Source organism: Echinicola soli (assembly GCF_006575665.1).
Classification (GTDB): domain Bacteria; phylum Bacteroidota; class Bacteroidia; order Cytophagales; family Cyclobacteriaceae; genus Echinicola; species Echinicola soli.
In genome coordinates this window covers 2556277-2577511 of sequence record NZ_CP041253.1, presented here as the reverse complement: position 1 = coordinate 2577511, position 21235 = coordinate 2556277, and the positions used below count along the sequence as shown (strand labels likewise).

Annotated in this window: 12 protein-coding genes; 5 read left to right on the top strand and 7 right to left on the bottom strand. The window is 43.8% G+C overall.

The window, feature by feature from the left end; genetic code table 11:
• Nucleotides 1-56: 56 nt before the first annotated feature.
• From FKX85_RS10305 to FKX85_RS10285, 5 genes are all read right to left on the bottom strand, one after another.
• Entirely contained in the window at nt 57-3533 is a 3477-nt protein-coding gene (locus tag FKX85_RS10305; protein WP_168196244.1) for a polysaccharide lyase family 8 super-sandwich domain-containing protein, read from the bottom strand.
• Nucleotides 3534-3598: 65 nt separating this feature from the next.
• The gene (locus FKX85_RS10300; RefSeq protein WP_141614647.1) at nt 3599-5245 is read right to left on the bottom strand and encodes a RagB/SusD family nutrient uptake outer membrane protein; all 1647 of its coding nucleotides are present in this window, start codon (nt 5243-5245) and stop codon (nt 3599-3601) included.
• A gap of 33 nt (nt 5246-5278) precedes the next feature.
• Complete coding sequence (locus FKX85_RS10295) at nt 5279-8698, bottom strand: SusC/RagA family TonB-linked outer membrane protein (protein ID WP_141614646.1); 3420 nt, start codon at nt 8696-8698, stop codon at nt 5279-5281.
• Between the two features lie 64 nt (nt 8699-8762).
• Nucleotides 8763-9809: a FecR family protein gene (locus FKX85_RS10290; RefSeq protein WP_141614645.1), complete on the bottom strand. Its 1047-nt coding sequence runs from the start codon at nt 9807-9809 to the stop codon at nt 8763-8765.
• A 717-nt stretch (nt 9810-10526) separates the two neighbouring features.
• A complete protein-coding gene (locus FKX85_RS10285; RefSeq protein ID WP_141614644.1) occupies nt 10527-11129 on the bottom strand; it encodes an RNA polymerase sigma factor in 603 nt (200 codons plus the stop codon).
• Nucleotides 11130-11473: 344 nt separating this feature from the next.
• Between FKX85_RS10285 and FKX85_RS10280 the strand changes: the two genes are divergently transcribed.
• The 5 genes from FKX85_RS10280 to FKX85_RS10260 all read left to right on the top strand — a co-directional run bounded on the left by FKX85_RS10280 (nt 11474) and on the right by FKX85_RS10260 (nt 17930).
• Nucleotides 11474-12703 (top strand): glycoside hydrolase family 88 protein, encoded by a 1230-nt coding sequence (locus FKX85_RS10280; RefSeq protein ID WP_141614643.1) that lies wholly within the window; start codon nt 11474-11476, stop codon nt 12701-12703.
• A 123-nt stretch (nt 12704-12826) separates the two neighbouring features.
• Nucleotides 12827-14410, top strand: a complete 1584-nt coding sequence (locus tag FKX85_RS10275) for a beta-N-acetylhexosaminidase (RefSeq protein WP_141614642.1) — start codon at nt 12827-12829, stop codon at nt 14408-14410.
• A gap of 75 nt (nt 14411-14485) precedes the next feature.
• Nucleotides 14486-15736, top strand: coding sequence for a DUF2264 domain-containing protein (locus FKX85_RS10270; protein ID WP_141614641.1), 1251 nt, complete (start codon nt 14486-14488; stop codon nt 15734-15736).
• A 59-nt stretch (nt 15737-15795) separates the two neighbouring features.
• Nucleotides 15796-17598, top strand: a complete 1803-nt coding sequence (locus FKX85_RS10265) for an alpha-L-fucosidase (RefSeq protein ID WP_210416922.1) — start codon at nt 15796-15798, stop codon at nt 17596-17598.
• 68 nt (nt 17599-17666) lie between these two features.
• The gene (locus FKX85_RS10260) at nt 17667-17930 is read left to right on the top strand and encodes a hypothetical protein (protein ID WP_229239821.1); all 264 of its coding nucleotides are present in this window, start codon (nt 17667-17669) and stop codon (nt 17928-17930) included.
• 142 nt (nt 17931-18072) lie between these two features.
• On the opposite strand, the gene FKX85_RS10255 is transcribed toward FKX85_RS10260, so the two are convergent.
• On the bottom strand, nt 18073-18954 hold the full coding sequence (locus FKX85_RS10255; RefSeq protein ID WP_141614640.1) for a 3-keto-disaccharide hydrolase: 882 nt from the start codon (nt 18952-18954) through the stop codon (nt 18073-18075).
• Nucleotides 18955-19197: 243 nt separating this feature from the next.
• On the bottom strand, nt 19198-20898 hold the full coding sequence (locus FKX85_RS10250; protein ID WP_168196243.1) for a PAS domain-containing sensor histidine kinase: 1701 nt from the start codon (nt 20896-20898) through the stop codon (nt 19198-19200).
• Nucleotides 20899-21235: the final 337 nt, after the last annotated feature.

Here is a 21235-nt window from a genome sequence, read left to right as displayed (position 1 = left end):
TTTATGTAGATCAGTGGGCTTGGTTCAATCCTCAAGTCACGATCGATTCAACATGATCAATTTCGCTTTATTGCCTTTTGCACTTCGGTATAGTCATCACCTATTATGATGACATAGTACAAGCCATTTCTCATTCCCGTCAGGTCCAATTCATATTCATAACCATTGACATCTTTTTCTTCCTTGACCATTTCTCCGGAACGCCTCCTGATCACCACCTGGCGAATGAGCCGTTCGGAAGTCACTGTCCCCATTCCTTCCAGGGGATTAGGGAAAAGCAACACCTTGTTTTTAGGGGCTGGCTTTAGCCCGTGATCAAGGGCTTCAGGTTCCAACACATATTGGATCCTAGGATACCTACTGACATCATTGCTCTCTCCAGAGGCAAAGGAAGTGTAAACACCAGATGCTGTGGATACCACTTTAAATGCCACCGTATCCTGCTGAGGAGCCACTTGCTGCAGGTAGCCGGTGATATCAAACACCACAGGACCTTCTTGCGTAGTTCCTTGAATGGCATGGAGCAAGGTTGCCGAATTAGGCGCGGTATTCCAAGTAAGGCCTTCGCCGCTATTTCCTTGCCAATTGCCCGTTCCTTCCTCCCAAGCAACATCTTCTAGACTGTACAGCTCCCAAGATGTAGCACTAGCTGATCCCAGACTGTACAGTTGGATCGCAGCCTGCTGAATGGGCTCTGTGAGATCAGTTAATGCAAATTTAAGGTAAACCTCCCGCTCATAGCCTCCATTTTGGGCAGCGAGAAACCCTGCTGCCCCATAATTTTTATCACTGGTATCACCGTTAGCATCGGTTCTTTGTACGAAAGTATCTTCTATCACCGGCAAATTCCCCTCTTCCCCTCCTTTGATTTCGCTTTTATACACTACCAAAACAGGCTGATGGGCTGGATTGCCGTCTTCTCTGGATGCAAACTGCACATCGGTTTTGCTGCCCTGAAATGTTCCTGCAATATTGATTGAAAAAGCCCCATCACCAGACAGGCTCTCCAAAACGGTATTGGTTACATCCAGTTCTACAAATTGCCCCGCAGGCGCACCCGGAATCTGTCCCAAGAGATTATCCCTGGCTGGTTTATTGTTCCAGGTAATGCCTGTTTCCTGCCAAGCATCATTTGCCACATGATGGATTTCCCAATTGGTCTCCGTCACAGTCGTATTGGCATTATTTATCCAAAGCCGAAGCTTCACGCTGTCCAACTGATTACTCAGCACGGTAGTATTGAATTTAAGAAAACTTTCTCGACTATACCCAGCTCCATCCTTTTTCACCACCAAATTCCCCGTAGGGTAGTTGGTATCTGCATAGCTACCGTCTCTCACAAAAGCATCGGCTACCGCTCTATGAACCTGTGGCGCCACCAATTCTTCAAATGCCGGTGAATTTTGGTTGATTTCCCCAGCCACACTGCTCCCCGCAAGATCCCTTTCTGGCAAGGTAAGGTCAAGCATTTTCATTTCGCTCAAAGCGGCAGTCTCCAAACCAACCCTCAGCACACCAGTATTTCCCTGCGTAGGGTCTGCTGCCGTCACATTGAGCGAAGATGTACTGGCACCTTTGAGCATCAACATACATGGTTTACTCACATTGACCCTTATATTATCCAAAAGATAGCTTCCTGAACGGTAAAAAACTGCCTGCACCATACCCAGTCCTCCATGCCTGACCGCCTGCACTGAATCTGAGTTGGCCAAGAGCTCTAAGCCTTTGATATCAAAACTGGCTGTTTCCTGCTGTGTGCTCCCGGGGAGCAGGATATAGGCATAGCTATCATCTATTGGAGATACGCCATGTTCAAACCACAGTTTAAACACTTCTTCTATAACTTGCCCGGAAGACTGTGTTTGGTTAATACTGTTCCAGCTGCCCGTTTGGTTTTGGTTGCTTAATTTTATTTGGCCACCTTCAGGAAATACGTAACCGACGTCATTATGCCATACCCATTTGAGGTTATTAGCATAGGTGTGATCCCCCTGCCCCAAGGACACTCCTCCACTGCCTGTGCTGACGATAACATTACCTTTTAGCATGGCCTGGTTGACTGTGGAATTGATGGCTTCCGCAGCCGATGAGCTGATTCCTGTCCCTAAACAAACCACCTCATCGTCAAAGAAAAACCACGTTTTTTTGGCGGTGGTATTATAGTCATCCATATCATAGACTGAGGCGCCGTATTGTCCATCTGATACGCCACCTACAAAATGAGATTTCCCTGGATTGGTCCCCCAAGAGGATCTGGCAGGAAAGGAAGTGATTGCAGGAGTGGTGGTTCCCGGGATCTTATTCCAATCCCAAACAGGATAAATCCCAAAATATTCGTCTCCATCTACCGCAATATAAGTGGCGCCATCCGTTAAAAAATGTCCTTTGATATTTTCACCATTGCCCATTTCGGATTTCACCGTTCGGGTGGAGACATTGCGCAGCCCCACCATATAGCCAGGACGGTGGTGTACTGTATAATCTGACTTCCAATAGTGATTATGTTCTGGCGTAACGCCATAGTCAGGACTTTCTTGTTCACGCATCCTGGTGATGACGGTATCGTAACTTGCTTGATATTGGGGCATATCAAAATCCCTGACCTGCTCGATCAAGTTTACATCCGCACGCCCTACCCCCGAACGGGTAATGCTCCTTCCAAAAACATTGAAATCGGCATAGGCACCACGAGAAGTTTTGATAAATCCGTTCCTGACAAAATCCGAAAATATGGCGATTTTTTCTGGAGGATATGCATAGGAAGTCCCTGTGATATTTACCGCGATATTTCTGATTCCTGACACATACTCCCTTCCATACCCATAAATGTAAAGCTGCGCTCCATGTGCCATATAGGAATTGTCCCGTTTGATGCCTTCCCCTGAGCTGATCTTGATCGAATTGCCCGTTTCTGTCACGGCATGCTGCATCAGTCCACTGTCTTCAGTCAAACAGGCCCTCATGATATAGTGTTGGCCAATATCAGTAAGATTGGAACCATCTTTTCCGGGGGACACAGTCATAGAACCCCCTTTGGTCATCCATTCAATCATACTGCTTTCCAGTGCCGGGTCAATGCCAGTGGGGGCGTTTCTTAGGGCAATAAGGATATTTCCAATATCCTTGGGTACCTTGATACTGAGGAACCACCAGTTGGTACTATAAGGAACTGGGTTAAGCCCCAGCCAGTAATCCATGGCCGCAGTAATATCTGCCAACAAAGCTGGATCACCATAGTAACTGCTCTCTGGCCTCGAATAGGCCTTGGAAAGCACGCTTACTCTTTCATAATGTTTAACAGGCTGCCAGTTGGTCTGTGACTGATCGGCGTAGTTAATATCCGGCCAGCTACCGTCCATATCTAAGCTAGCACGTACTACAGCCACCTGCCCATCCAAGATGCTCGTAGAAGTGGAATTTTGAAAATTGTCAAAAATCCGCTCCATTATAATATCAAAACCACTCTGGGCAAACAATGGCGAATATGCACTTAGTCCGATCAAGACAACGATAAAAACTTTTTTCAACCCCATAGTCATTCCTTTTTAAGACAAAAAGAGGACCCGGCAAAAGCCAAAGTCCTCTATCAAATTTCACATTACCAATTAGGATTTTGCTCCAAAGCAGGGTTTAGCCCTAGTTCTTGCAGGGGAATCGGCCACAAATAATCTCTGGACGGATCAAAGTGCCTGTCCACTTCTTTTTGGACAATCACATATCCATCCGCGTTCATTTCATTAGCTGTGGGTCCATACTCTTCCTCAAAGTACTTCGCTCCCAGAATAGTCTGGGGCAACTCCACCTCGGCAGTTTTCCATCGGATCAAATCCCAATATTGGAAATTTTCCATGGCCAGCTCTATTCCTCGCTCTCTTCTTATTTCTTCCCGCATGCTCAGTGAATTGGCATTGACAAATTGATTGCTCAGTGCAGGCATCCCCACCCGCTCTCTCAGGAGATTAATGGATTTGTCCAAATCACTATCACTAATGGATTCAGTCAGTTCAAATTTTGCCTCAGCATAATTAAGTAAAACTTCCGCATAACGTATAATCATAAAATCCACCCAGCAATCCGGCGGCGACATATATTCTGGATTGAAATATTTACAAAACTTATACCCAGAAGGCGAAAACTGGAAACCAGGCACGTACAACGCCGTAGGAGTATAAAATAACGTTTTGTTAAAAATCGTCATCTCCATCCTTGGATCCCTGCTCTCAAATTGTGTCAAAGAAGTCACCTCTTCCCCATAATTCGCTGATTTTTCCTTTGGTAAGCCATCTGTATAGAGATAAAGATCTGCCAGAGCTTTGGTAGGGACCATCTGGCCTTGATTGAGCCGGTTTTCCGTGATCCTGTGGCTTCTTAGGTTATTGGACGCATTTTCTCCATATAACTTAACCATTATACTCTCGGGATTTGATGGCCCATCACCTTCATCATGGAATAGTTTCCGATAGCTTATCGCTGGGTCCTGACCATACTTAAAAAGTCCATGCTCTCCACTGTTGATTACTTCTTCTGCAGCTTCCATAGCCAATTGAAGATGTTTTTGGGCATCATCACCACCATGAAACTTCGCTCTCGTCCCTTCGAATAACGCCACGCGGGATTTGAAAGACAAAGCAGCTGATGCGGTGATCCGTCCATATTCAGCACCAGCTTGTTTACTGGGCATCGGTAAATGGGAAATTGCAAAATCCAGGTCTTGGTAAATTAAGCTAACAACTTCACTTCTCTCTGCCCTTGGAGCATAAAGCTCAGGATCTGAAACACCCAAGGTCTTCGTAATCAAAGGAACTCCTCCAAAACGCTTCACCATTTCAAAATAGGCCCATGCCCTGAAGAACCTTGCTTCAGCCAAGTACTTGTTTATGGTCGCTTCATCGCCACTTACATTCACAGACTTTTCGAGGATATTGTTACTGGCCCTGATGATGTCATAGTTCTGATCCCAGTTGTCCGTATCTGTTGCTGGAGCGATCCTGGTCCCATCACTGACACTATTGGCTCCACTATTGGAAAAAGAAAATGTACCCGAATTATCAGTGGCCGATTCTATATCCGGCAAAAAGGTGTACAGATAGTTTGCTGCTTTTTCCAAATCAGTGGTAGAATTCCAGAAATTGGAATCCGAAATCTGCGTCTCAGGTGCCAAGTCCAGCTTGTCCTGACAGCCCATCACCAGCAATATCACCGCGATGATGCCTAAATTATTTTTGATATTATTTATAATCTTCATAATTTTTTTCTTTGTGGACTAATACTCAACCGATCAAAAAGTCACATTCAAGCCAATGGCATAGGACCTAAAGAATGGGTAGTTATAAGAAACATTGTTAGGGTTTTCAGGATCATAGTAGGTGAACCACATTTTGGTTTTTTCCCACATATCCTGACCAGAGAAAAACACGCGAGCAGAGGATACACTGAGCTTGTCCAGCACGCCATTTTTAAATGTGTAACCTACCTGTAAGTTTTTCAGTCTAATATAGGCCGCATCTTGCACCCAGTGCGAGGACGTCCGGCCATTATGGGAGGCCCCTTCATATAACCTTGGGAATAATGCATCCTGATTTTCAGGCGTCCAATAATCCTGCTGTAGTTTCCACGGCATCCTCCACGATTCATAAATAGGAATGGCAGCCCGTGTATAAATCAACATTTTTCTTTCCCCTACTCCTTGGAAAAACGCCTTGAAATCAAATCCCTTCCAATCAAACCCAATATTGGCTCCAAAAAGGTATCTGGGAGAAGTGTTTCCAAGATTGATCAGATCGCCATGGTCATCAGGTCTAAAAAGTCCACCGTTGATCTTTCCATCATTGTTATTATCAAGGTATTTTATATCGCCCGCACCTGTTCTAGAATCTTGAAACGCCCAGCCTGCCACCTCATCTGCAGAACTAAAATATCCGTCTGCCTCATAGCCAAATATTGTATTGATTGGCAGCCCTTCCACTATTTTATTCACGCCCTCACTGTAGACACTTCTTCCGGCATATTCCAGTACCTTGTTTCTGTTGTCCGAAAGATTGAAATTAACCGAATAGCTGAATTCACCCCTGGTGTCTCTCCAGCCTAAAACCACCTCCCAGCCTCTGGTTTCCATTTTGGCGGAATTGGTCTGGGAAGGATTTACCCCTAACGTGGCAGGAAGTGTCACTGTCACGAGCATATCTTCATTCTGCCTTACAAAATAATCGAAACTACCCGTCAATCTATAATCAAACAATGCGAAATCCACACCGAAATTAGTAGACTTAATGGACTCCCAGCTTTTCTCGGGCGATGCTAGGTCTCTTTGGTAAAGTGACAAGTTGGATACATTATTAAAAGGATAATTATTACCTTCCCTTAATAAGGATATATAATCATAGTTACCTAAAACATTAGCATTGCCCAATTTACCCCAAGAGCCTCTTAGCTTAAATTGTGTCAAAAATGACAGGGACTCTTGGAACCAGTCTTCCTCACTCAATATCCAACCTGCAGAAAATGAAGGAAAGGTTTTACTTCGATACCCGGGGGCAAGCTTGGAGCTAATATCATTTCTCAGGTTAGCTTCAAACAAGTACTTATCTCTAAAGGAATAATTGAACCTTCCGAAGTAAGAAATAAATGCGTTGGTTTGAATATTATCTCCGACCACAGGAGGGACATTGGGATCACTGCCAAAATTTAAAGAAGGAGCATTATTTGAAATCAATGCTTTGGCAGTAGCCGTCACATAATCCCGTCGATAGTTTTGGAATTGGTATCCACCTAGTACATGGAACTTATGGTCTTCATTGATATTCCAGTCATAATCGGCCAATAGTTGCAGGTTATGATTGATTTCATTCTGTCTTTCCTTGACAATGGAATTCACTTGATTATAGTAGCTTCCAGGTGTGGGAGAGATGTAGTAAAATGGCACTGTCCTATTGAATTGGTCTTCGGTATTGTTACGGAAACGCGGGTTGTACACCATCTTCAATGTCAATCCCTTTGCGAGGTTTTGAGCCTTTAGCGTAAATACACCATTAAAATCGCTCCGTATCCTTTCATTGTATCCACCCTCTTTTAGTGCTCCATAATAATTCGGGGTTCCAGCAGCGTATTTGGTGTCATCAGATCCTGGTAAGTAAACCGGATAAATGGACCTAGACTGATATACTTGATAAATTAATCCATAATCACCACCTACATTTCTACTTGGAGACATGGTCTCATCCATATTGTAGGAAATTCGTGAATCCAAGCTAAATATATCATTAAACTTGGTGTTTAGATTGACCCTAGCATTATAACGTTCATTTCCATCAGGGCCAAACTTAAACACACCGTTTTGGTTGTAATAGCCAAGTGAAATCAAGTATTGGTTTTCAGCATTTCCTCCTTTTATGGATAGATTATGGTTTTGGGCATAGGTAAGATCTCTCATGACAAGATCCTTCTTGTTGATGTTATAATAATAATCGTAGCGATCTGGGTTATTGGGATTAACTTGATAGTTGAAATTATCATCCTGCATCCACTCCAACTGCTCATCTCGCCATACGGGACTCCCCCCCCTGTTCACCCTAGCTTCATTTTGCATCAGCCCCTGTTCGTAGGAAGACAATAATTCCGGCTGACTATAGGGCTTATTGATCGTAAACATTCCTGAATAAGTTACTGTTGTTTTACCTACAGCACCTTTCTTTGTCGTTACCATGATCACTCCGTTGGCTGCTTTGGCCCCGAAAATCGACGAAGCGGCAGCATCCTTCAGCACGGAAACAGATTCAATATCATTTGGATTCAACAGCTCCAAACTGCCTTCCACTCCATCTACAATGACCAGCGGCTGGTTATCCCCATTCACAGAGCTGATGCCCCTGATATTCAAGTCATAGCCTTCATTCCCTGGCTGACCACTTGACCGGGTCACGGTCAGTCCGGGAGCTGTCCCTTGCAACGAGTTCATCACATTGGTAACAGGCCTATTCTCAATATCCTTGCTATCTACCGTAGCCACTGATCCTGTCAAATTCGCCTTCGGCTGCTCGCCAAAACCAACCACGACCACTTCCTGAAGTTCTGACATATCTTCCCGTAATGTCACCGAGACCGTTTCCTTATTGGTCACCGTTATTTCCTGTGACTCAAAACCGATAAAGGAGAATACCAAAATCGCATCGTCTGAAATATTCTCAAACGAAAACACACCGTCCAGATCAGTCACGGTCACTCTTTTGGTTCCCTTGACGATCACATTCACGCCGGGAATGGGTATTCCTTCTTCATCCAAGACCTTTCCTGAGATATTCCGCTCCTCGACTTCCTCTTGTAATTGTGGTACATTCTTTGGAGAGACATGAATGGTATTGTTCACTTGGGTAAACCGTACATTGTGCTCCCTGGACAACACTTCCAGAACATACAGCAATGATTGCTCATTTACATTGAGCGAAATGTCCTTCTCAGTAGAAAGTTCTTCCTCCATATATGCCACATGGAAAGCGGTGGACGATTCGATTTCCTTTAGCACTTGTACCATGCTGGCATTCTTCATGTTCAAGGACACTTGTACATCCTCCAGCTTCTGGTGCCGTTTCCAGGAGGAATTGGCATAAGCATATTGATGGGCAGAAATATCACCAAGACTTAAAAGTATCGTCATGACGAGTATTCCCACAAATTTCATTTCAGAAAGTAGGTGTGTTTTCATTTTGCTATGGTTATGGTTTACATTCAATTCTGCTTTGGGTTTTTGTTTAATGTTAAATTGATGATTAATGAAATATCGTCACCTGCTTGCCATCGATTTTAAATCGAAAATCAAGAACCGTTGACATTCCTATGAGTACATTTTCAAGAGACTGGTTATCATATTTGCCGGTATAGGATTTATCAATGGCCATGCTTGGGGATACAGTGATCGTGACACCGTACCAATACTCCAGTCGCTCAAAGACTTTCTCGAAAGTCTCGTCTTCAAATACCAGGACCCCATCCTTCCATCCCAGTTGATAAACCGGATCAAAATGGCTTTTGATCAATTGACCGCTGTGCACATCCAATTGGGTCATTTCTGTTTTGGTAAGGATTTCTTGATTGCCTGCAAAGGAGTTGACTTTTACTTTGCCAGAGGCTACAGCCACTTCGAAACGTTCGCTTCCTGGATAGCTCAACACGTCAAAAGATGTCCCCAATACTTGGACATCCAAGTGCTCTGTCTCCACTACAAATGGGGCAGCTTCGTTTCTGGTCACTTCAAAAAATGCTTGACCGACAAGCTTTACTTCCCGTAAGGTATCGGAGAAAGCAGCCGGAAACATCAGTGAGCTTGAAGAATTCAGCTTCACCAATGTACCATCGGGCAAGTAAAAACTAGACTTCGTACCTTTGGTTGTCTGCTTTGAGATCATCTGCTCGGTAACAGGTGGCTCTTGGACTGGTATCGGATCGAAAACGCCAAAATATTTGGCTGTAAGAATGGCCAAAATGACAAAGCAAGCAGCCATCAATATGGTGTTGGTCAGTTTTCTTGGTTTTGGCCTGCTCCTGTTCCAGGATGATTCCTGACATTTCTTCTGACCAGCGTATTGTTTGATATGCCCTAGTATCTCGTTCTTTTCGGCCATATTCAACTGATAAGTACTCTTAGGGTCTATCGCATTCACCACTGCCTTAATGTCTCTCAAAACTGTTGCTTTGTCTGGATTATTCTTCATCCATGACTGCCAATACTTGTCAGATACGTTGTCTGGCGCAATCAACCATTGGATAAAATATTCATCCTCTAGTAACTCCCTAAAAACAATACTTTTGAAATCCATCTATTACAATTCCTTATGATAGGTTCTTTTGTGGGTAGAGAGAAAAACTGATAAAACGACCACTTCGATTATTAATTTTATTTTAAAAAATTCCGACTACTTCCTCTTCTACCAGTAAAAACATTATACCTCTAAAGGATTCACTATAGCTTAATAGCTCAAGATTAACTTCAACCCGTTTAGTTAACGTATGCCCTCTATAGTCATGCGGGACAAGCTATCCTGATCCCAACAGATCGGGAAAGGACCTTTTTAATCATTATGTATTTCGCCGCGGCAAGATGACAGCTTTGTCACTGTCTGCTCTTCGCTAAATCGGCATTGAATCCGGGGTTAATTAATTGAATCAATTACCGCTGTCACTTTAGGAGAAAAAATTGAACAAAACCAATCAGATTCAGGGAATACACCCATGCTACTCCACAGCCAGACATGAACTGATTGGGTACAATCAATAAAATTGCACAGCGGATTCAATCCACAAAAAAAAAGTTAAAAACCCATCCCAGAGCAATTATCCAAGATCATCACGGACCAAGCAATATTTCTGGGGGATGAGAGATTTCCAGGTGGTTTTTGTAAGCATATTTCTCTTTAATTTAGCAATAGGAATGCATGCTCCAGCATAAAAAAATCAGCGCAAATCTTATTAATCTGCGCCATCTACGTGCTATCGAAACCAACCCTAATCCCTCCAACTTTTCGCTTGCCCCATCATCACCTTAACATTTCCATCATGACCAATAGCTGCAAAAGTTGGGATTTATAAGGCGTCAGGGAATCCGAGAGTTTATTGAGTCCGCGGTACATCATGGTCCTGACGGTTTTGGCATTAGCCAAGCCCATTACTTCAGCTATTTCCTCATAGGGCATATTTTCGAAAAACCTCATCATGATGATCTCCCGTTGTCGTACAGGAAGCTCATTGCAGTACCGTTCCAATATTTTCTTTTGATCCAGGGAAAGATTGGAGTCAATAAAATAGGAACTGGCATCTACCGAGATAAAAAATGCTTCTTCCTCCAAGACAGCATCGACATCCCTTCGCTCTTGCTTCAATGCCTCGATTAACCTCCTGCGAAAACAAGCCATTAAATATGCTCTCACAGAGCGGGCATTCCGCAATTTTTTACGATCATCGATCAATTGACAAAAAACATCCTGAATCGTGTCCTTCACCAAGGATTTATTCCTCGTAAACTGCCTACCATAATTATAAAGTCGATCAATATTTTCGGCATATATATAGCCCAAAGCTTCATCATCGCCGTCCAAAAACGCACTCCAAGCTTCCTCTAGATTTTGGGAATTTGCCATCATGATATCATCACTTTACATATTTGGGGGAAATATAATTTTCATCACCTTGACCAATTTTAGGCCGGACACATCGCACAAGAACTTCCTTGCGAAAAATACCAGTTTACATGCTAAATTGATATTATATTTTCAATATCTTACTATTTACTAACAAAAATGAAACAAATCAAAACTTATAGGCAATAATTTCTATTTTAATTTAATATATTGGCTTGACGATGGAGAATCTCCAAGTAAATTAAACTTCATAAAAAAATATCCATTTATAAGTGGTCTTTTACTCAAAATTCGCTCTATCTATATAAAAAAAACGCTTATCTGGCAGTTTAATTAATCATATACGCATGAAACTCAATCACAAATTAACCTTATCCCTACTGACTGTGGGTATCTTGGCAAGCGCCTGCAGCCAATCTAATGTAAAGAAAGAAGGAGACACATCTAGCCAACCAGTTATTACAGATGAATTCATAAAAGAGAACATTGACTTCTCCGTCAATCAATATCAACATCTAAGTACGCTGGTACCTGAAGACAAACTCCCCAAGACCTACATCAAAGATGAAGACAAGTTTGTAACATCCGGTACCAGTTGGTGGACATCTGGATTTTACCCGGGCACCTTGCTTTATCTCTATGAGATGTCAGGCGACTCCTCCATGCTTCGGCTTGCCGAGCAGAAATTGGAAATCCTGGAAAAAGAAAAAAACAATGAAGGCACACATGACCTTGGCTTTATGCTGTTCTGCAGCTTTGGCAATGCCTACAGGATCACAGGAAATGAGCATTACAAAAATGTAATGCTACAGGGGGCAGCATCATTGGCTACCCGGTTCCATCCTGAAACGGGACTGATCAAATCCTGGGACCACGGCTCATGGAAATATCCAGTGATCATCGATAATATGATGAACTTGGAATTTCTATTTTGGGCTTCTGAAGCATCTGGTGATGACAAATACCGTAACATCAATATTTCCCATGCCGACAGCACCATAAAAAACCATTTCCGGGATGACTACAGTTCTTATCACGTAGTCGATTACGATCCCACTACCGGAAAAGTGGTGGACAAGAAAACCCACCAAGGTAAAGCAGATGACTCTGCGTGGGCCCGTGGACAATCATGGGGACTTTATGGATACATCGTCATGTATCGTGACACTAAAAACCCTGTCTATCTGGATCAGGCAGAAAACATTGCCGCCTTTATCCTTGACCATCCCAATATGCCAGAAGACATGGTTCCTTATTGGGATTACGATGCACCGGCCTCTGACACGACCTTCAGGGATGCGTCAGCAGCTGCGCTCAACGCATCGGCACTCCTAGAATTGAGCAAATACACTGAAGACAAAGCCAAAGCAGAAAAATATGTATCTGCTGCCGAAAAGACGATTATCAGCTTGTCTTCGGATAAGTACCGCGCTAAATTAGGTCAAAACGGTGGGTTTATCTTGTTGCACAGTGTGGGATCCTTGCCGCACGATTCTGAAGTCGACGTACCACTGACCTATGCAGATTATTATTACATTGAAGCCTTGAAGCGCTACCAAGACTGGTTCCTTGATTAAGGAGAAATGATAACAAAAAGTGCTGACAAACACTCTCGAGGTTATTTGTCAGCACTTTTTGTTTTAGACCTACTTGCATTTTACCGCTGGCGACATCCGCCAAATCCCACAATTTCCTAAGACATGAAAACTTATTGGTTCTTCCTTTTAGCCTACTTATCGTTCTCCGTTTCCTTCGGCCAAAACAGTCCGGAAATCATCCCTCTGCCAGCAACATACGAAGGTGGAGAAGCTGCTTTCTTTATAACCTCAAAAACGAAGATTCACTACACGGATGATCACCTGAAAGAAGAAGCTTATTTTTTGCAAAAAGAACTCCTCAACCGGAAATCATACCCCATCAGCATACAAAAGGCCGAAACGAATACAAAAGGGATCAACCTCATTCTGACAGAGACGGTACGTGATGGTTATCACCTGTTCATTGACCAATCCACGGGCATCACCATCTCTTCTTCAAACGAAACAGGTATTTTCCAAGGCATCATTTCGCTCCTTCAATTGGCTGATCAAGCTGAAGCTACCTCAGATCACCTATCCATTCCGACCTGGAACATAAAAGATGCTCCTGCGTACTCATGGAGAGGATTTATGCTGGACGAGTCCAGGCACTTTTTCGGAGTAGAAAAGGTCAAATCACTGCTGGACTGGATGGCCTATTACAAGCTCAACAAATTCCACTGGCACCTTACTGATGCGCAGGGATGGCGGATAGAGATCAAAAAGTATCCTAAACTGACGCTGGTAGGAGGTATTGGCAACAACAGTAGCTCGTTTACACCCGCCCAATACTACACGCAAGCGCAAATCAAAGAAATCGTCCGGTATGCTGCTGAAAGGAAAATAGATATCATTCCGGAAATCGACATGCCCGGACATGCCACAGCTGCCAACAAGGCTTATCCTCGATTTAGTGGTGGTGGATCAGAAAAATATCCCGAATTCACCTTTCACCCTGCCAAAGAAGAAACCTACCATTACCTGACAGCTATCCTTCGGGAAGTAGATGCACTTTTCCCAAGCCAAATGATCCACCTAGGTGGGGATGAAGTAAGCTTTGGGAACCAACAATGGGAAAAAGACGCTCAAGTAAAACAACTAATGGCTTCCCAGCAACTTGAGGACTTGAAGGCCGTGGAGGATTACTTTATGAAGCGAATGGCAGACTCTCTTTTCTCAGTGAACAATACCATCCTGGCCTGGGACGAAATGGCAGAAGCTGGACTCCCTACAAGCCAAAGCATCTTGCTATGGTGGCGTCATGACCAGCCTGAGCAGCTCCAAAAACTCTTGGACAACAATATCCCTACAGTCATCTGCCCGAGAATACCGTTATATTTTGATTTTGTACAGCAGGAGAATGACCGTTATGGCAGAAAATGGGGCGGTAATTTCAACCCTCTTCAACGTGTCTATGATTTTAGCTTGAATAAGTTAAATATTCCCGCTTCTAAAGCCCCGCTGATCTTGGGATTCCAGGCCAATTTATGGACAGAAACGGTCACTGATGAAGACCGTTTGGATTATTTGACCTTCCCTCGACTAGCCGCTCTTGCAGAGGTTGCCTGGACCCCCGAGGAGCAAAAAGATTTTGACGGCTTCTCCAGCAGGCTAAAAAAACACCTTCCTCTTTACCACAAAGCAGGAATTTACTTCTTCGACCCTTTCAATCCTGACAGGCACCCGGAGCCAATCATGGGGAAATAATCATAAATCCCCCTATGTTTCTTGAAAATTAGTGCATACAGACTATTTTTAAAAAAAACAGAAAATCACATCATTATGAATAGACGATCTTTCGTGAAATACATTCCAGCAGTGGGGGCCATCGGCGTTTTGCCGAGTACCTTATCAGCAAAAACCACGGCAGCAGCTGCCGAAAACCCGAATGCAAGAAGCTATTGGGCAGCGACGCTATATAAAATAGCCTCCCCCATGCTTACTCAAATGAGCCAGGGAAAACTCCGTGCCACCATGCCCGTAGAAACCCCTCCCAAAGCCTACAGAGGCCGTGAAACGGTCACACACTTGGAGGCTTTGGGAAGAACATTGGCCGGTGTGGCTCCTTGGCTGGCACTTCCCGAATCTTCTGATGAAGAAGGAAAGATGCGTAAAGACCTCAAAGAAAAAGCACTAAAAAGCATCGCGCACAGTGTAGACCCAAATTCCCCCGATTACCTTAACTGGACCGAAGGAGCCCAACCGCTTGTGGATGGGGCATTTTTGGTTCATGGTATTATGCGTGCACCTGAAGCTCTTTGGGAGCCGCTCGATGAGAAAGTCAAGCAGCGTTTTGTCCAAGAAATCAAAAACCAAAAAGAGGCCATTCCTCCTTATTACAATAACTGGCTGCTCTTTGGCGCTATGCTGGACGCCTTTCTGTTGTTTGTAGGAGAAGGGGGCGATTTTATGCGGATCGATTTTGCCGTAAAAAAACACGATGAATGGTATGTCGGTGACGGCTGGTACGGTGACGGTCAAAACTTCCACATGGATTATTATAACGGCTACGTCATCCAGCCCATGATGCTCCAGGTGCTAAAAGTGGCCTCTTCCAAAAAGAAAAGTTATGAAAAACTCTACGAAACAGTCACGAAAAGGATGACCCGCTTTGCCGAGCAACAGGAAAGGCTGATTTCACCGGAAGGCACCTACCCGCCGGTAGGCCGTTCCATTACTTACCGTGTCGGTGCTTTCCAGCCCCTGGCAGAAACCGCCCTGCTGGGCATACTTCCCGAAGCCATTTCCGGTGCCCAGGTACGGAGTGCACTCAGTGCGGTTATCCAAAGACAGTTTGAAGCCCCGGGAACCTTCGATCAAGACGGTTGGCTGACCATCGGTTTCTGTGGCCATCAACCTGAAATGGGCGACTCCTATATCTCCACAGGCAGCCTTTACCTCTGCACATTGGGCTTCTTACCATTGGGCTTGCCCGCTGACCATGAATTCTGGAGTGCTGCTGACGAGGATTGGTCTGCCAAGAAAGCCTGGGCAGGACAAAGCATCCCCGCAGACCATGCCATATCTATTTAATATCTCCAGCCGGTGAATTCCATTTTCACCGGCTTTTTCACCCCTTGTCACTTATCGTCATGACTAATATCCATTGCATTTTCACTTGGCTGTTTTGTGTGTTGATAATGGGAATGGCCAATGCCCAATCCCAGCAGGTGCTTTCTACCAAAGAAAGGACTGCATGGTTTGAAGAAGCTCGATTCGGAATGTTTATCCATTGGGGACTTTACAGTGCGGCCGAAGGAATTTGGAAAGGTGAACGGCTCAGGCATTTCAACAATTATGCGGAGTGGATCAAGTACCGAAACCGGATTCCCACAGCTCAGTATGGTGAGCTCGCCAAGCGGTTTGACTGGGAGAAAATCGATCCAGAGGAATGGGTGATACTGGCAAAAAAAGCAGGCATGAAGTACATCACCATCACTGCGAAGCATCATGATGGAGTGGCCATTTGGAACTCCAGTACAGATGATTATAACCTACCCAATTTGGCAGGGACCGACAGAGACATCATTGCAGAATTAGCCGAAGCCTGTCGGAAACATGATATAAAATTGGGCTTTTATTACTCCCATTGGATCGACTGGGCCCATCCCTATGGCTGGAACCATAACCTGGAACTTACCGGAAAAGTAAGTGATGACCAATTTGACCAATACTGGCAGGAAAAAGTCATCCCACAGCTCCGGGAATTGCTGACAGACTATGGTGACGTGGCCATGCTATGGTTTGATATGTGGATACCCCATAAGCAGACCATCGTACAGGAGAAACAGCTCCAGCAGGTAATCGATCTGGTCAGGGAATTCCAGCCCAACTGCCTGATCAATTCCAGGTTAGGATTACCGGCCTCACTGGAGGACATTGATTTCGAGACGCTGGGCGACAACCAATTGGGAGCGGTCTATAAAAAGCATCCCTGGCAGACTCCGGGCACTATCGCCCATTCCTGGGGATATAACGCACTGGAAAACCAATGGAAATCCACCTCCCAACTCCTTCAAGCAATGATCGGAAATGTCAGTCTCAATGGAAATTTTATGTTGAACATAGGGCCAAGAGCTGACGGAAGTTTTCCCTTTGAGGGAAGGCGCAGACTGGAAGACATAGGAGAATGGCTCAGGGAAAACGGCCGTTCCATTTACAAAAGTGAAGGGCTGCCACTCTCCCCTTCCCAACATGACTGGGGAAAGATCACCACAAACACCGATGACCACACCATTTATTTGCAGGTCTATAATTGGCCACTTGACCGGCAATTGAACGTCACGGGCATCACTTCGGCACCCAAAAATATTTACCTGTTGGCGGACAAGCTCAAAGAACCGCTGGAATTTGACCAAGACGGCCCCTTACTGCATATACAGCTCCCCGACCTGGCCCCGGATCGGTTTGTCTCCGTTGTAGCCATGGAGTTTGACCAAATAGCCGATCTGGATACGGAAGTAGTTGCAGAAGCTACCTTTAAGGGTTTTTCCCTAAATGGTAAAAATAGTCTTGAAAGCTGGGAAATTATTGACTTTGACGGCACCAGCCCTAGCCATATTGTCTTCTCGGAGGCTGATTCATTGTCCTGGAAAGTCTATATTCCACAGCCCGGAGACTATACCTTTGATCTTTCGTACAACATCGCTCAAAGTGAATCGAACGCCTCCGTGCAGCTAAAAACAGGAAGAAAAACACTTTCCTCATCCGTTTCGCCAAGTGGAAAAATTGTAGTAGAACCCTATCAGGAATTTTACGCTGACCAATTTCCAGAAATACAACTGGGCAAGGTTCATTTTGATCATAAGGGCTATCATGAAGTAACTCTGACCGTTTTTCCCTCAGAAGAAGGTACTTTGCTATTCAATTGGCTATGGATGGAGGCCGTAGAATAGCTGTTTTTATCTTTAATCATTTACATTTTACCCAGCTATTCCATAACTTTAAGTAAAACGAAACAATTATGGAGCCGATGATAAGAAGAACATGTCGTATTATACCCCTGGTGGTAGGGGTGATCGCTATTGCTTGTCAACATGTTTATGCGCAGATACCGACAGGAACACCAAGGACTGATGAGCCTGTGCGATTAAACACTACGGCAGACATTATTATTTATTTAGTCCTGCCTCTTACGGTAATCATACTTGGGATTTTTTGGTGGTTTTTCTATAAAAAACCAAAAAACAAAAAAGAGGAGGAAAAGCGAAAGGAATCCAAAACTTAACCTTGGTCCTGATGCTTTATTCTTGGCTCTTTTCTAAAACCTAGCTACTTATGGTAGCTCACGGACTCCCGTCTTCAGACCTGAAATAGAAGTACTGCCTGCCCCTGGTCCCAATGCTGGTAATCAGCATTCACCTGTGTCTTTAACGCTTTCTCAATTTCTCCAGAACAGCTTTCAATGAAGCCGGGTCATCCATATAAGGTGCCAAGTCAAACAACTCCACCTTTCTAAAATCAATGGGATGACTTTCGCTTTGTAAAGAGATGTAGCCTTCTGAAAGTAGCTTACCATCCTGCTTTACTTCCGGATCAACAGGATCGGCATTCCCGCCTCCTATCTGAGGCGAATAATAAGTCATCACCGTATCTCCCTCCACGATGTGCTGCACCACAGAATCTGCCAAAACCAAAAAGTCAGCAGATACCCACTGGTCACCATGATAGGTTGTTGAAGAAGAACTCACACAATGCGGTGTAAACAACTCTCCGTCCATTACCACATTCGTACCCGGGGTACAGAGATTGCTGGTGGTGCGGTCATGTTCTCCATCACCACCGAGCAGTTGTCCCTCAATGGAAATAGGGAAATCCTGATCCTTAAGCATACTCTCTGGAGACTGGCCATGGAGCATCGCACCGCTATTTCTCAATGCCCAACCTTCGCCTCCCGGTGCCTGTTCACCCACAAACCGGTATTCGAGATGAAGTAAATAAGCGGAAAAGGATTTATCATAAAAAATATGGCCATACTGCTGGTCAAAATCCTTATAGCCATCATAGCGCACTTTCATCATGCCATCTTCCACTCGAAAGGTATTGGCATGGTTATCATTGAGTTCATGCTTGGAAATTTTCACCTTCCACTTGTCCAAATTCTCCCCATTAAACAATGACTCCCAACCCTCTTCAAGGTCAACGACCACTGGGGCTGTATCCTCCGTTTCGGATTCATTGGCTTGTTGGGTGGACTTGGAACAGGCACTACAAATACAGATGGCTAAAATGGGCAGCAGTATTTTTTTCATATTTTCTAGAATCGGCTTTAATTTCACAAACCATTAAATTAGCTCATAAAAAGGACAAACAAGGCCGATTTATAAATAAATTTGGACCTTCTACCAGAAAAAAGTGTGAGACCATTGCATTATCCCCAGGTCAACTTAAACGCTACTATCCAGCTGATCATTCTAAAGCGCTCCACCTCATAAAATAATTGCATGTTGCCGATAAGGGGCCAGGGCATAAATAGCCTTCCATCCGTCAAAAGATCATATCAGCGGAAATGTAAGATAAAAGCAGGTTCCTTCTCCTTCCTTAGATTCAAAGTGTACCGCCCCATTTTGGAGTTCGATGAATTTTTTTGTAATCATGAGGCCCAATCCTGATCCTTTGTCATATTTACTTGAATTCGATGCCCTGAAAAATGGTTTAAAAAGATGTTTTTGCTCATCCCTGGGGATCCCATCCCCATAGTCTTTCACGGAAATGATCAGCTTATCCTTTATGCTTTTGGCCTGCACAAGCACTTTATCATCCCTGCTGCCATATTTCAAGGCATTTTCCACCAGGTTTGTTATAACTTGATTCATCAAGCTGACATCGATGGGATGAGTAAAATCTTCGGGCAACGCTGTTTCAAACAACACCGCCCCCTGATCGACCCAATCCTCCAAAACAGCATGAAGGTAACTATTGATCCTTTTACCTTTGGGAGTCACTTGAATTACTCCTTGATTGATCTTTTCAAGGTTCAGAAGGTTTACCAATAAAGTGTTCATGCGGTCCACCTCATTGTTTACCCTGTTAAAGTGTTTCCTGAATTTTTGCTCCGAAGGATGCTCTTCCAGTTGGCGCTGCAATTCAATATTGCAGATCTCTATGCTTGATTTAATGGTGGAAAGCGGCGTTTTGAATTCATGAGAGGTAATGGAAATAAACTGGGATTTCATTTTGTTCAGGGCTATTTCCTTTTCCAACGCTTCTGTCATCTTTTGATCCCCCATAACTTCTTCGGAGATATTTCTGGTTACCCCAAAATATCCCTGCACTTCCCCTTTCTCATCATACAAACTATCCATGATGGTTTCTAGCCATAACTCTTTTCCATCTTTATTTTTGGTAATGTACCGGTACCGCTTCACCCCATCAATATTGACCTCCTGAATATCTTGGGAATCTTTACGAAGCTTTTCAAAAAATGACGGTTGCATCAATTGCGGGACACTGAACCCTAAAATACTCTCCACTGAAGGGGAAAGGTACTTTGGCATCAAACTCAGGTCGTATACGCCAATAATATCTGAGGAATGCATAATCAACATATCCAGCAGCTCACTTTTATTTTTACGATCTAAATCTCCTCCTGTTTTCCCAAGACGCAATTCCGCTAATGAAATGAGAGCAAAAGCATCTGCTATCCGTCCCAGGCTTTCCTGCCAATCACCAATGTGACCTCCTTCAGTGTTTACCAAAAGTAAAAAGCCCAAACTTTCATTATCCAGAACAGTCGGTACCAATACATAGTTTTTGATTATAACATCATTATCGGATAGCCGTGTTTCATTTCCCTCAGATAGCTCGCCCCTATTAAGCTCGTTTGTGTGCTCTACCAAGATCCTACTCGCAGCATTTTTGGCTTTATTCCAGTAGACAAAATCCGAAACATCTTTGGTATTGGAACAAATGTACATGTAACTGTCTACTTTCCCTGAATCAAACTTCCCGAAAAGTAAGGATTCAAATGTCACTATTTCTGACACCACCTGTTCCAACTTCTTAAAAGCTGTATTCCCATTTATTTGTTCGCAATGATAAAGTCGCTGGATTCTAAAAAGTTCGGTAGAAACATTCATCACGCTTCGTCCTTTTTCCTTTAAACACCTATTTTCATGCGCTCCTGTGCTAGAAAACACTTCTTTGTTTACTGTATTTAGGTTATTTCGGTCCATTGAATACGACGCTCTCAACATATCCCTCCTCATTAAAATAAAAGATTTATTCCTTTTTTCATATTCCTCAAAGAAGTGCAGTATTTACCCTCAAAGCGGCAGATACTTTCAATCTTTATAGATTCCCCTTGTCATTAAGGACTATTTGCTGCCAAAATCAATTATATGACAATGATCAATCTAGGATTTTCGGTTTTGACTAACAGTTGGTTAAATTCAGGAATCCATTAACCGAAACACTTTTAAATAATTGTCTTTTTACCTAAAATTTTATCGATCCCTTTGCTGAGCACATTGACTAAACCCGTCAGGCCCTTTACAAATCTCCCTACCATATTACCAACTTCCTTCTTGACGA